This is a genomic window from Azospirillum sp. VT-I1 (assembly GCF_055698305.1).
On sequence record NZ_CP168807.1, the window covers coordinates 126,327 to 139,257 of the forward strand.

The window sequence follows — 12,931 nt, forward strand, 5'->3', positions numbered from 1 at the left end:
CATGTGACCCGTGCGCTGCTGGCTGCCGGAGGAAAGGTTCGGGTGTCCAGGCACCGCCGGCCGGTGCATGGCCTCGACCCGGCGGTGCGGATCGTGGATGCGGATCTGCGCGACCAGGAGGATTGCCGCCGCCTGCTGGACGGGGCGGATTATGTTTTCCACTGTGCCGGGACCGTCGGTGCTGCCGGCGTTTCGCCGGCAGCCGCGATGGGCGGCATTACCGTCAATTTGACCTTGACCGCCAATGTTCTTGAAGCGGCGTGGCATACGGGCGTGTCGCGGCTCCTGTTGTTCGGCTCCTCCACCGGATATCCGGTCACCAGCCACCCGGTTCGTGAAGAGGAGATGTGGCTTGGTCCGGTCTTCCCCGGATATTTCGGCTATGGATGGATGCGCCGTTACCTGGAGCGGCTGGGCGAATACGTCCATGGTCAGACGAACGCCCCGAATATCGTCATCGTCCGCCCGACCGCGGTCTATGGTCCCCACGATAATTTCGATCCGGCGACCTGCCATGTCATTCCGGCGCTGATCGACAGGGCACTGGCGGGGGAGGCTCCCTTCACCGTCTGGGGAAGCGGCGACGAGATCCGCGATTTCCTGCATGTCGCCGATCTGGCCCGTGGCTGTCTTCTGGCCATGGAAAAGCTGCCGTCCTGCGACCCGGTCAACATCGGGTACGGTCAGGTGACGACGATCCGGGAGGTGGCGGAGATCATTCTGGAAGCCGCTGGGCACACCGCGCCTATCCTGTTCCAGGCCGACCGTCCGACGGCGATTCCGGTCCGGATGGTGGACACCGCCAAGGCCCGCGACATGCTGGGCTTCACGCCGGCGATCAGGCTGCGCGACGGGCTGACCGATACCGTGAACTGGCGGCGGATGGTGGCCTCGGGAAAATAGCTTTTACAGCCTCGTGCGTTTCATATTGAACGCACGAGGCTAGAGCGTTCTCAGGTTGCCTGGAATCGCTGAGAGGGATTCCCATTGCCGTCGTAGCATGATTCGCTGCTCCTGGATTTCCGGTCTGGGGGTAGCGATGGCATGGCGTCAGGGGCAGAGCTATTCGGACGATCTTCGGTCCCGGGTTCTGGCGGCGGTTGATGGCGGCATGGCCGTGCGCGCTGCCGGCTCGGTGTTCCAGGTCAGCATCTCCTACATCTACAAGGCGCTGATCCGACGCCGGACCACCGGCGAGACGGCGGCCAGCCGGTCGCGCGGCCACCGCCCGCGCAAGCTGACGCCAGAGCAGGAGACCGCGCTTGCGGCCCATCTGCGGACACATTCGGACATGACGCTGGCGGCGATGCAGACGTGGCTGGAGAGCGAGCATGGCGTCCGGCTGAGCAGCGGCGCGCTGTGGACGGCCATAGTTCGGCTCGGGCTGACGCTCAAAAAGACACTCAAGGCGAGCGAGCAGGACCGACCGGACGTCGCGGCCCGTCGACGGGTCTGGCGGGCTGCCCAGCCCTTCGTCGATGCCGACCGGCTCGTCTTTATCGACGAAACCGGCGCCTCCACGAAGATGACTCGGCTGTACGGCCGGGCGCCGCGCGGCCAGAGGCTGATTGCCTCGGCGCCTTTCGGGCACTGGAAGACCACAACCTTCGTGGCCGCGCTGAGACGTGACGGCCTGACCGCGCCGATGGTGCTCGACGGGCCGATGACCGGAGCGGCCTTCCTCGCCTACGTCCAGCAGGTGCTGATCCCAACCTTGCGGCACGGCGACATCGTCGTGCTCGACAATCTGCCCGCCCACAAGACCGCCGAAGTCCGCGCCGCCATCCAAGCGTCCGGCGCCCAACTCTTCCTGCTGCCGCCCTACAGCCCCGACCTCAATCCCATCGAGATGGCCTTCGCCAAGCTTAAGACCCTGCTGCGCCAAGCCAAAGAGCGAACAGTCGATGGCCTCTGGCGTCGTATCGGCCAACTCCTTGAACACTTCAAGCCGGACGAGTGCGCCAACTACTTCCGCGCCGCAGGGTATGGAGACTCATTCTGAAAATGCTCTAGCTTTATGTTTGGCGATCGGATACCCGCTCCAAATCGATTCCGATCTTGCGCGATCCGATCTATAAGGCGGGAATGCGGTCGCCCAGCAGGATGCGGGCGAAACAGAGCGCCCCCAGCGACACCAGCATGTCCATGCGGTTCTCGAGCGCCAGTTGGCGCAGTTCTTCGGGACGGACGATCACGGTTTCCACGCCCTGTTCGACCGCAGGCCGGCTCTTCGAAAGACCGAAGGCGGCAAACACATGGCAGTCGGCGTTCTCGCGGTGGTTGGCCAAGCCGGAGCGGCCGACGGAAACCCATTCGGCCGCTTCGTACCCTGTTTCCTCCAGCAACTCCCTCCGGGCCGCCTGTTCGGGCGGTTCCCCCCGCTCGATGCCGCCGGCGGGAAATTCCAGCGTGAACCCGTTGCGGGCGGGACGATATTGCCTGACCATGATGAAGCAGCCGTCGCCGGTCACCGGGATCGTCAGGACATGATCCTCGCAGGTGATGCGATAAAACGGCGAAGCCCCGATTCCCCATTCCGGTCGTGCCGGAATTTCATCGACCGCGAACCAGGGCGTCTCAAAAACACGATTTGTCAAGATATGGGCACTTTAATCAAATAGCGTTAACATCGCCGTTGATCCGGAGCCTATAAGACTTTGGACGATGCTGTCAATGCGACCATGCAACCGTCACTGGAAGAAGTTGGCGATAAAATGGAAAAGCCCCAGCTTACCGTTGGAATGGTTCAGATCAATAACAGCTTTTCTGGCCAGAACTATCTGCCATATGCGGTCGCATGTCTGCAGTCGTATTTTGAAGAGCATTCCGAAGACCCGGAGCGATACCGCTTTCTGGAGCCGATTTACAAGCGCCAGCCCATCGACAGCATCGTCGATCACCTGATCGCCGCCGATGTCGTCGGATTCAGCCTGTATGTCTGGAATGCCAACATCTCCCTTGAAGTCGCCCGCCGCCTCAAGAGGAAGAAGCCGTCGGTGATCATCGTCGTTGGCGGTCCGCAGGTTCCCGATAAGCCGGAGGAGTTCCTGCGCGCCAATCCGCAGTTGGACATGGCTTTCCACAACGAGGCGGAAATATCCTTCACGCGTTTTCTCGATGCCTATCCGCACGCCGACTGGCGGTTCATCGCGGGCACCAGCCAGATCACGCCCGACGGGGCGTATCTGTACAACCCCCTGGTCGCGCGCATTCGCGAACTCGACGAAATTCCCTCTCCTTTCCTCAACGGCTATTTCGACCGCCTGATGGCCGCACATCCGGAGGAAAGCTGGATCGGCCTGTGGGAAACCAACCGGGGCTGTCCATTCAAATGCAGCTATTGCGACTGGGGGTCGGCGACGGCAGCCAAGGTGACGAAATTCGGTGTCGACCGGCTGGTCCAGGAAGCGGACTGGTTCTCGGAACGGAAAATCGCCTACGTCTTTGTCTGCGATGCCAACTTCGGCATGATCGCACGCGATCTCGATATCGTGCGCAGGGTCGCCGAAAACCGGAAGCGCACGGGCTATCCGGAAGGCTTCTCGGTGCAGAATACCAAGAATGCCACCGAGCGGGCGTATCAGACCCAGAAAATCCTGTCGGATGCCGGACTGAACAAGGGCGTCGCCCTGTCCATCCAAACATTGTCGCAGGAAGCGCTGGTCAACATCCGTCGCGACAACATCTCGCTCGAAACCTACCTGGAACTGCAGCGCCGCTTTACCCGCGATGGTGTCGAAACCTATTCCGACATCATCCTCGGCCTTCCCGGCGAGACCTATGACAGCTTCGTCGATGGAATCAATCAACTGCTGGAGTCCGGGCAGCACAACCGGATCCAGTTCAACAACTGTGCAATTCTGCCCAACGCAGAGATGGGGCAGCCGGACTATCTGCAGAAATATTCGATCAAGACCGTTCAGACCGATATCGTGAACATCCACGGCCACAAGCTGAAGATGGTGGATGATGTCGAAGAGCGCCAGGAGCTGATCATCTCCACCTATTCGATGAGTGCCGAGGACTGGCGGCGCTGTCGGGCCATCGCATGGATGAGCGCGCTTCTCCACTTCGACAAGATCCTGCAGATTCCGCTGATCGTCATTCATCATCTCTGCGGCGTTTCATACGCAGACATGTTCAAGATGTTCATGGATGTGGACCGCTCGCGCTATCCCCTGCTGGGCGAAATCCGGGATTTCTTCATCAGCGAGGCGGCAGGCATTCAAGCCGGCGGCACCGAATACACCTATGCACCGGACTGGTTGGGAATCTATTGGCCTGCCGACGAATATGTCTTCATCAAGATGACCGCGGAAAAAAGCCTGGACCGCTTCTATGAAGAAGCCAAGTCCCTTCTCCTGCCCCTGGTCGCAGCGCATCCGGCCAAGGATGGCATGGACGAGATCGTGGGCGAGGCGTTCATGATCAATCGGCGGCTGGTGCACCAGCCCTTCCTGACGCAGGACGAGCATGTCGATATGGCCTACAACGTCATCGATTTCTACAATGGCGTCGTGAAAGGCGTTCCGGTTCCGCTGGAGCACCGGCCCAACCGGGTCCATATCCGCCGCTCCCATCGCCCCTATACCGATTTCCAGCTCTGGTGCAGGGAGATCGTCTGGTGGGGGAACAAGAAAGGCGCCTACCTGACGCTGAACGCCTCGGAAGGTCGGGAACTGGCCGGGCACTACTGACGAGCAGGGACGGATTCCATGCGGTACAGGGCTCTCGGCCGCACAGGGCTGCAGGTGTCGGAGATCGGCTTCGGCGCCTGGGGGATCGGCGGCTGGTCGTCGGATGCGCTGTCCTATGGCCGAACCGACGACGAACGGTCGCTGGCGGCGTTGGATTGCGCCATCGGGCGTGGCGTCACGTTGATCGACACCTCCAGCCTGTACGGGCTGGGCCACAGCGAAAGGCTGATCGGCCAAGCCATCCGTGGGCGGCGGGAGCGGGTGGTGATCGCCACCAAGGCCGGCCATGTGGGAGGGGGAAAAAGCCGGACTTCTCCGCCGAAGCCCTGAAGCGGTCGCTGGAAGGCAGTCTGCATCGCCTGGACGTCGACCGTATCGACCTGCTGCAACTGCATGGCCCGTCCATCGCCGACCTGCGGTCGGACCCGGCTGTTCTGGACACGCTGGCGGGGTTCCGGCAGGAGGGGACGATCCGCGCCTTCGGCGTTTCGGCCAACTCTCCCGCCGATGCCCTGACCATGGTCGAGGAGTGGCGGGTCCCGGTCATCCAGGTCAACCTGAGCATGCTTGACCTCCGGGCTGTCGAGTGCGGGCTGCTGGATGCGGTTGCACGGGCCGGCACCGGCCTTATCGCCCGCACACCGCTGTGCTTCGGTTTCCTGACCGGTGAAATCGCCGAGGACACGGTTTTTCCTCCCGAAGACCATCGCAGCCGCTGGAACGGTTCGCAGGTCGCCCGATGGTCGCAGGCGGCGCGGCGGGTTCTCGACGCGGCTGGGGCTCGGGAGCGGAAGGCCTGCGTTGAGGCGGCCTTGCGTTTCTGCCTGACCTTTCCGGAGGTCTCCGCCGTCATTCCGGGCCTTTTGACTCCAAGGGACGTGACGGAAAACATCGCCGCCAGCGATCTTGGCTCCTACCCGCCGGCGGATTTCACACGAATTCTGGATGTGGCACGCCGCTGTTCCCAGGATGCGGTCCGCGCCTAGCTCGGATCGCGTAAAATCGGGATCGATTTGAAGCATGAATCCGATCGCCAAACATAAAGCTGGAGCTTCGTGCGTTTCACATTAAACGTACGAAGCCCTAGCTCACCCTTTCCAAATCCGGCCGGGCCAGTGCGATCAGGCGGAAAGGACGTCCGCCCGCTCCGTAGCGGCTGCGAACGAGGCCGGCGAGTCGATCGGCATAGCCCAGGGTGACTAGGACCACCCCCACCTCCTCCCAGCCGCCCCCATCAGGAATGGGGCCATCGGGAATCGGAAGGTCGTCGAGATCATGGACCGGCACCCCATGAAAGCTGCGAGAGCCGACCAGATCAGGCATCAAGTCGGCATAGCCCTGCGGTTCAATTCCTGACTCGCGGGCGCAGCGGATGAAGTCCGGGCCCATTCCACCATTTCCGCCAACCGCCAGTACAACGATGCGGGTCAGCCCGAAGGCTTGAACCCGTCCGACCAGCGCCCGGCAGACCGGGCCATGCCCACCCTCCAGCCCCAACCTGTCGGCCGGCTGGTGGAAGATCCCGGGACGCAGGCGGGTCAGCGCGCCCTGCGGCCAGGGGGCGAGAGCCGGGCGCAGCCCCAGCGCCAGGGACAGGACCGGCCCCTCCTCCATCTCCGCCAGCGGCTGCACGGCGGCCATGGCTATGGCGTCGCAGAGGACGCGCTCTCCTTCTGTGCCGTCGTTCTGGTCATAGGCAAGGCTGCCGAGGATGTCCGCCTCCAGCGCGGTCGGTCGCAGCAGGGCGGCGGCGAGCGGCAGGAGGGCCTGCCCCCCGTCACCATCGCCCCTTCTCCGCGGGCCGGATAGACGGCCGTCATCAGGCCGGCATAGCGGCGGATGCCCTGCTGCAGCAAAGCCAGAAGCCGCCGCTCCTCGCCCTTCGTCGGTGGTTCGGCCAGGAGCGGCACCACCCGCCCGTCCGCATCCCGCCGATGGCCCAGCGTCGTACCGTCGAGCCCGGTCAACACCCGTTCCAGGATTTGCGGACTGCGATAGAGCACCCGGCCCAGGGTCATGCCCATCCGATCTTGTCCGGCAAAGACCTGGACTCCGATGCCGTCGGCAAGAGGATGGACGATGTCGGCGACAGCATAGGCCAGGAAGATACGGCAGCGCCGCCGACCCTCCGGCAGCAGCCGGGCCACCGCGGCGGGTGTGCTGCCGCGAGCCCCCAGATCGACCAGGGCCACCGGCTCTTTCCGCCCCAGGATCTGCGCCAGATAGTCGAGCAGCCGATCCCGTGCCTCTTTGCTCAGGCGCGCGGCGCGGGCACGCAGATCCAGGTCGTCGAACAGGGCCAGTACGCGGTCGGCAGCGGTCCCGGCTTCCGCCGTCGGCTTGGCGAGAAGCTCCTCCAGCGTCAATCCGGCAAGGTCCAGAAAACTGTCCGGAACTTTGCCACCCGCCTGGACCAGAAGCCGGTCCCAGGGCAGATGCGGCCGTTCCCCCAGGATGTGGCGGGCGGTGGCGGCATCCAACCCCGCCAACTCCAGCGGCATCAGCGCCTGACGGGACAAATGGAGCGCCACCACCTCCATGTCATAGCCGCGATGGGCGATCCAGCCGCGCATCAACGGGGCGAACAGCACCGCCTCACGCATAAGCGGGGCAATCCGGCGAATGCCCTGACGTCGGCATTCCTCGACCACCCAGCGGCAATATTCCGCCACTGCCGGTCCCAGCACCAGGGCGCCGAACTCCAGCGCGAAGGCCTCCTCCGAGGCATCCTCCCGTCCGGCCAATGCGGCCAGCCGTCGCGGTGGGGGCGGCGCCACGGTCGTCAGCCCCATCAGGCTCCGCTCGCGCTCGCGCAAGCGTGCCAGTCCCGATCCCGGCACATAATGGACCGCTTCCAACCCGACGGTGCGCGCCATTGCGACATCGCCCAGCGGGTCATCCCCGATATGGATGATGCGTCCGGGGGGATCCCGGGATGGGTGGCCAGCAGCAGCCGGAACAGGCCTCCATCCCGTTTCGAGCAGCCTTCGGCGCCGGAGACATGAAGGCGGCCATAAAGCTCCGGCCCGATCCCCGCTGCTGCCAGCAGCCGCGCCAGGTCGGCGGGCGACAGATACATGTCCGACAACAGGACCACCGGGATCCCCGCTGCCGACAGGTCTTGCAGCACGCCCAGCAGCAGGGGATTGGCGAAGATCCCTTCGGCCTCCACCTCCAGCTCCAGGGCTGCGAGCATCGCCGGATCGGCCGTTTCGGACAGGAGGTGGCGAAGCTCGGCATGGATGGCGTCGAGCCCCGCCTCTCCGCTTGCGAGTTTGGACCTGGCGCGGCGCTCCGCTTCCTCGCGCGCCAGACGGAACAGCACGGGCGTCAGCCCGGACTCAATCAGTCCCGCGGCGAGCGCCCGCTCTCCCACCACCTCGAAAAGGTCGCCAGGCTGTTCCACCCGGCGCAGCAGCAGGGTGTCGAAGACGTCGAAAGACACCAGCAGAGGCTGACGGTCGAGGATGCTGGACGGGGTCATGGGACGCGGCCGGAATGTTCGACGGGAGAAGGCCGCTCATCTTCCTCCGGCAAGCGGAGGAAGGAAAGCCGACGCTCCGTCTGGCGCCCTCACCCCACGATCTTCCAAGACCCGTCGGGCTGGCGGCAGGCGGTGCCGAAGGCCTGTTCGGTGCGGCCGCCGACGACGATGGTCTGCTGGAACTCGCGGCAGTAGGAGCCGGAGCCATCATAGCCGTCGCGCACCGGGACGATGACGCCCTGGTTGCCGGACTGCGGGTTGTTCCAGCTGATCCGCTGGCCGATGGGCGCGCTGTAGGCCTGATAGGCGGCGCGGTCCGCATATTGCTGGTCGGCACGGTCCAGCGAGGCGCCGATCTCGCGGCCGGCGAAGGCGCCCAGCAGCGTGCCGATGCCGACCGCCACCAGCTTGCCCGAGCCGCCGCCGAAGCGCGAGCCGATCAGACCGCCGGCCACGGCGCCGCCGACGGTGCCGAACCCCTCCTTGCTGCCCATCGAGCCTGTCTGGCAGCCGGCCAGCGTGGTCGACAGCGCAAGCAGCGCGACGGCTGCGATCCGGGGAAGACGGGTTTGGGCACGCATCGGAGGCTCTCTATCTTTTCCGAGGGTCGTTCCCCTGCTTATAGCGCAAGCGGCGCCGTTTGTGCAGCAGCCCTCATAGGGCCGTCCCGTGCCCCCTTCCGGCGTATCCGCCAGCGGGATGCGGGACGCCTGCCATGGCCTGCATCGAAGAGGCCGGGAGCCGCTCAGTCCACCGTCCAGCGGGTCATCCGGGGAAAGGGGGCCAAGCCGTTGTCGCCCATGTAGGCGAACAGGCCGGAATAGCCGGTCAGGCCGGCTCCGGCCAGGAACAGCGGCCCGAAATGGCTTCCCTGTTCGATCCAGGCCTGGAACGGGTGCGTCCCCTCGTACGGACCGATCCGGTAGGACCCGGGGAAGAAGAGGCATTCCTGCGGCAGCCCCAGATGCTGGACGACGGCGTAGGACCAGGCCTGGGCCATCTGCTCCCCTTGCTGTGCGGCCCGTGCCACCAGCGGATCCGGGGTCTTGTCCGGCCCGCTCTGTTCCGCGACGATCGCTTCGATGCTTGCCTGCAGATCGCTTTCCATCCGGGGCCAGTAGCGCCGCGGCAGGACGATGATGTGCCCGGCCTCGTGCAGGACGTCGCCTGCCTCCAGCAAGGTGCCGGGGTCGACATGGATCACGCCGGCGTGGATGTTCACGCCCGGCAGGAAGCCGCCATGGGCTCCCTCGCCATACTCGATCTCCATGCCGATGCCGCGCAGGAATGCGACGACGGGTTCCAATGCTTCCGGATGCTTCATCCGCCCTCTCCAAAACAGATGCCTTGTGAAAAACCGTTCTCTTGCTGCGGCCTTCCGCCATGCTCCGGAAGCGGCCCCTCCCTTGCCTGCCCTGCATGCCCCCGCTCTTCCGAGCGGTCCCGGTAATGGGCGAGCAGAGATGGACAGAGTTCGTTCAGCAGCGGGTCCAGATCCAGGTCCAGATCCGGGTCCTTCGGCTTGTCGAGGAATTTGTCGGACACGCTCCGCCCCTGCACGTTGCCGAAGGCGAACTCCATGTGCTCGAACAGGTCCGGCACATGGCGCCACAAGGCGCCGGCCAATTCCTCGTGGCGGCGGCGATACTCGTAGAAACTCTCCTGCACCGGCCACCCCAGCCGGTCCAATGTCGCGACGACGGCAGGATCGCGGGCAACGAAGTCTTCGTAATGGACCACCGCGTCGAAGCGGGCGCGTTCGGTGAAGAGCCGCTCGAGGAGCGCGAACTTCTCATGGATCAGGCCGGAGTGGTTGCGATAGTGCTTGTTCCTGAGGCTCCGGTAATTGTCCCGCGGGTCGCGCAGCAGCAGCAGGGTCCTGTCGGGGCGGAAGCGTTCGGCATGGACGGCCAGCGGATAGGCGGTGGTCACCACCGTCTTGACCACCATGTCCAGCGGCGTCTCCACCCGGGGTGCCGCGTAGTTGTTCAGCACGTCGACCAGCGCCAGGCAGCCCGGACGCTGGGCAAGGAACAGGGTGAAGGCGGTGGCACCGCTCGACTGCATGCCGTGGACCAGAAGACGCATCCTTGGAACCCCCATGCTCAGGCGGCTATCCCGGAACCGATCGCCGAAGAGCGGCGCCCGGGACGGTTCAGGCGGCCGGCGCCGTCAGCCAGGGCTCGGCGATCTCGGCACTGATGAAGACATATTGGCGGGTGTGCGGGGTGGTCGGGCGGATGCCGACCCCATGCAGGGCATGGATGCTTTGCGGAAAGATCACCATCCGGTTGGCGCGGTAGGGAATGACCGCCACCCGCTCGACCGCATCGGCCGGCACTTGGAAGCCGTCCAGGCGGCCGACGGCTCCATCCTTCCAGCGGAACAGCTCCAGGTCGCCGCCGGCCGTGTCGTCCTCCGGCCGCCGCAGATAGTAGAGGCAGGTGAACAGCCGGTTCGGCGTGTCCAGATGCGCTCCGCGGGGAGAGGACGGGGGACCGGTTACGGGCGTGTTGATCTCCGCCCGGGCGTCCATCAGGATCCGCGCCTTGGTGAAGTCGTCGCGCAGGATCAGCCCCATTTCATGCCCCAGCAGGTCGCCGCCCAGCGCCCGCTTCAGATCATCCGGCCAATGGTCGCGGAACAGGGCGGCCACCTCGGCGAACCATTCCGGCGAGCTGTGCCGCCGAATGAAGTCCTTCCACGGCCGGGACAGGCCGGGATGGTTCATGATCAGCCACGCGGACATCTGGTAGCGGCGGTTGCTGCCCGGATTGCGCCGGGGGTGGCCCAGCCGATCTGGGCAAAGCCGGGGAATCCCGTGTTCAGCGCACGGTGGGTGTCCTCGTCCAGCACGTCGGACAGGACGATGTGGGGGAACGGGTCGGTCCGGATGTCGGCTGGAGTGACGCCGGAAAGCAGGGAGCGCATGGAACGAACCCGAAGGATGGAAGACCTGTGAAAGATGCCGTATCCGGCACCGGAACGGCACGGCCCGGATGCGGGCCGTGCCTGTCCTGGTGACGGAGCCTTCCGTACGGCAGCCGATCGGGCGATCAGTTGCGCTGCGGATAGATGCCTTCGATGGCGATGATGAAGTTCAGGTAAAGGGACGGCTGGGTCACGTTGACCGAACCGGCACCGGTCACGGTGAAGGGCGTCGGCGTGGTGGAGCCGAACGGCTGGACCGCAACGGTGCCGCCGTTGACGGCGGTGACGGTGCCGGACAGCGCCGGGGTGCCGGGGGTGCCCGTGGGGGTCGCGCTGATGCCGCCGAGACTGGCGGTCGTGCCGGCGGTGCCGGACGGGACATAAATCTTCGGTGCGTTGCTGCCCGTCGTCGCCACGGCGGTGGACAGCAGCGAACCGTCTGACGGCGCCGAGGTCTGGGAACCGGCGGGGGGCGCTGAAACCGCGTTCAGCGTCGCGTTCACACCCAGATTGCCGGTGGTCGCCGGGATGGTGAAGTTGACCGGGCCGGTGGTCGGGGTGAAGTTGGCGGTGTGGGTGTGCTGCGGCAGGTTGGTAGCCTGGATCAGGCCGCTCGAGCTGATGTTGAACGTGGCGCTGGGGGCGCCGAAGCCCGTGCCGCTCGCGCCCGACACGGTGGGGGCGCCGACCGGAACGCGGTTGCGCAGATCCGGCAGACCGAAGGTCGTGCTGCCGTTACCGCCATAGATGGTGCCGATCAGGGAATACAGGGCTGCGTAAGTCTGGATGTTCAAAAGGGAACCGTCGCACAGGTGCCAACCGACCGGCACCCAGCGCAGCGGCCAAATCAAGATGGTGCCAAGCATTGCGTCGCCCATTTGAATTCCTCTCCATGTGATTAAAATACATAGTTGTCTGATGCTTACATTTTTTGAGTGTGTAAGCGGCGGCGCATCAACTTTATAGGCAGATTCCAGGTTTTCAATTGGATATTTTTGCTACTTTTTGTGACAAAAATTCCACAGGCAAACCCATTAGGTGAATTTGTTACAAAAAAAACATATCAATAGGAGAATTCAAAAAGAACTCACCGATGGCCATAGAAATCGCAAGTCATAAAAATTTTCCCTGCCATCCATATGCATTATGTCCATTTGCAATTCGCATGGATGATTTGGGGAAGAACGCCTTGCCGATCATGGACATGGCACCACAAGGTGGCGAATTGAAGCGTCGGCGGCAGACGGAAGAGGTTTTTCGGCGAACTCCCGCATGGCGCCTCCGCAGGTGGTCCCGAAAGAAAAGGCCCGCGGCAGAGAGAAAATTAGGGTCGGAGTTTGTGAATCTTTCTGAGAAACGCTTCGAGTTTGAACCGCTTTGCATCGGACCTGATCACGAGCTTCTTTCGGCCGCCATCCCCGCGTCGGCAGGAATGACGGCCGAGTAGGTGTCTTGCTTCCAGTGCCTTACTGGCTTCTGAGCTTTCTGCATGCCGTAGTCGGAACTATGAGGGCGCGAGCCGAATGGCTGAACTGCTCGACCACGATCCTGCTGACCGATGGCCCGATTTCAGGGGTCGTGAAAAGGCTGCCGGCACCGGAGTCTTCCCCTGCCGGTGAGTGACGGAAAAGCGTGGAATCGGAAATCGCGGAGAGATTGGCCTGTTTTCCCACCCAAAAGCCGCTTGACTCCCCCGACCGGCCCTCTTCCACGGCCCTGTCCCTGCAAAGGCACTGTTTTGCCGGAATTGAAAGCCTGTCAAATCGAGTTTTCGTCACTTTCCGAGTAGAATTGCCCATGAAACCTGAGTTATTTGGAT

Annotated in this window: 16 protein-coding genes; 6 read left to right on the top strand and 10 right to left on the bottom strand. The window is 64.0% G+C overall.

The genetic code is table 11. The features are described 5' to 3' along the window. Positions 1-3: 3 nt before the first annotated feature. Together AB8P05_RS31745 and AB8P05_RS31750 are read left to right on the top strand one after the other, a co-directional pair. The gene (locus AB8P05_RS31745) at positions 4-903 is read left to right on the top strand and encodes an NAD-dependent epimerase/dehydratase family protein (protein WP_472762275.1); all 900 of its coding nucleotides are present in this window, start codon (positions 4-6) and stop codon (positions 901-903) included. Between the two features lie 136 nt (positions 904-1,039). Further along, entirely contained in the window at positions 1,040-2,002 is a 963-nt protein-coding gene (locus AB8P05_RS31750; RefSeq protein WP_472762200.1) for an IS630 family transposase, read from the top strand. Between the two features lie 70 nt (positions 2,003-2,072). Here the strand turns inward: AB8P05_RS31750 and AB8P05_RS31755 are convergent, their stop codons facing one another. Continuing rightward, positions 2,073-2,471 carry an NUDIX hydrolase gene (locus AB8P05_RS31755; protein WP_472762201.1) on the bottom strand — a complete coding sequence of 133 codons (399 nt, stop codon included), beginning with the start codon at positions 2,469-2,471 and terminating at the stop codon, positions 2,073-2,075. 243 nt (positions 2,472-2,714) lie between these two features. Here AB8P05_RS31755 and AB8P05_RS31760 point away from each other — a divergent pair, with 243 nt between their 5' ends. Genes AB8P05_RS31760 through AB8P05_RS31770 form a run of 3 tightly spaced genes read left to right on the top strand, consistent with a single transcriptional unit; the run spans position 2,715 to position 5,683 of the window. Continuing rightward, positions 2,715-4,697, top strand: coding sequence for a B12-binding domain-containing radical SAM protein (locus AB8P05_RS31760; RefSeq protein WP_472762202.1), 1,983 nt, complete (start codon positions 2,715-2,717; stop codon positions 4,695-4,697). An 18-nt stretch (positions 4,698-4,715) separates the two neighbouring features. Next, complete coding sequence (locus tag AB8P05_RS31765) at positions 4,716-5,027, top strand: aldo/keto reductase (RefSeq protein ID WP_472762203.1); 312 nt, start codon at positions 4,716-4,718, stop codon at positions 5,025-5,027. 29 nt (positions 5,028-5,056) lie between these two features. Next, positions 5,057-5,683 carry an aldo/keto reductase gene (locus tag AB8P05_RS31770; protein ID WP_472762276.1) on the top strand — a complete coding sequence of 209 codons (627 nt, stop codon included), beginning with the start codon at positions 5,057-5,059 and terminating at the stop codon, positions 5,681-5,683. Positions 5,684-5,780: 97 nt separating this feature from the next. Here AB8P05_RS31770 and AB8P05_RS31775 read toward each other — a convergent pair whose 3' ends face one another. From AB8P05_RS31775 to AB8P05_RS31815, 9 genes are all read right to left on the bottom strand, one after another. Then, positions 5,781-6,338, bottom strand: a complete 558-nt coding sequence (locus tag AB8P05_RS31775) for a hypothetical protein (RefSeq protein WP_472762204.1) — start codon at positions 6,336-6,338, stop codon at positions 5,781-5,783. 2 nt (positions 6,339-6,340) lie between these two features. Beyond that, positions 6,341-7,573 carry a hypothetical protein gene (locus AB8P05_RS31780; protein ID WP_472762205.1) on the bottom strand — a complete coding sequence of 411 codons (1,233 nt, stop codon included), beginning with the start codon at positions 7,571-7,573 and terminating at the stop codon, positions 6,341-6,343. Continuing rightward, complete coding sequence (locus AB8P05_RS31785; RefSeq protein WP_472762206.1) at positions 7,489-8,181, bottom strand: hypothetical protein; 693 nt, start codon at positions 8,179-8,181, stop codon at positions 7,489-7,491. Before AB8P05_RS31785 ends, AB8P05_RS31780 begins: the two co-directional genes overlap by 85 nt. An 89-nt stretch (positions 8,182-8,270) precedes the next feature. Further along, on the bottom strand, positions 8,271-8,762 hold the full coding sequence (locus AB8P05_RS31790; protein WP_472762207.1) for an RT0821/Lpp0805 family surface protein: 492 nt from the start codon (positions 8,760-8,762) through the stop codon (positions 8,271-8,273). 164 nt (positions 8,763-8,926) lie between these two features. Next, entirely contained in the window at positions 8,927-9,505 is a 579-nt protein-coding gene (locus AB8P05_RS31795; protein ID WP_472762208.1) for a hypothetical protein, read from the bottom strand. Then, entirely contained in the window at positions 9,502-10,269 is a 768-nt protein-coding gene (locus AB8P05_RS31800) for a hypothetical protein (RefSeq protein ID WP_472762209.1), read from the bottom strand. Before AB8P05_RS31800 ends, AB8P05_RS31795 begins: the two co-directional genes overlap by 4 nt. A 67-nt stretch (positions 10,270-10,336) precedes the next feature. Then, on the bottom strand, positions 10,337-10,930 hold the full coding sequence (locus tag AB8P05_RS31805; protein WP_472762210.1) for a 2OG-Fe(II) oxygenase: 594 nt from the start codon (positions 10,928-10,930) through the stop codon (positions 10,337-10,339). Next, positions 10,915-11,112, bottom strand: a complete 198-nt coding sequence (locus AB8P05_RS31810; protein ID WP_472762211.1) for a hypothetical protein — start codon at positions 11,110-11,112, stop codon at positions 10,915-10,917. The genes AB8P05_RS31805 and AB8P05_RS31810 overlap by 16 nt, the downstream gene beginning before the upstream one ends. A 125-nt stretch (positions 11,113-11,237) precedes the next feature. Beyond that, positions 11,238-11,990, bottom strand: a complete 753-nt coding sequence (locus AB8P05_RS31815) for a phage tail protein (protein WP_472762212.1) — start codon at positions 11,988-11,990, stop codon at positions 11,238-11,240. A 215-nt stretch (positions 11,991-12,205) separates the two neighbouring features. On the opposite strand from AB8P05_RS31815, the gene AB8P05_RS31820 reads away from it, so the two are divergent. Beyond that, entirely contained in the window at positions 12,206-12,559 is a 354-nt protein-coding gene (locus AB8P05_RS31820) for a hypothetical protein (RefSeq protein WP_472762213.1), read from the top strand. Positions 12,560-12,931 lie beyond the last annotated feature (372 nt).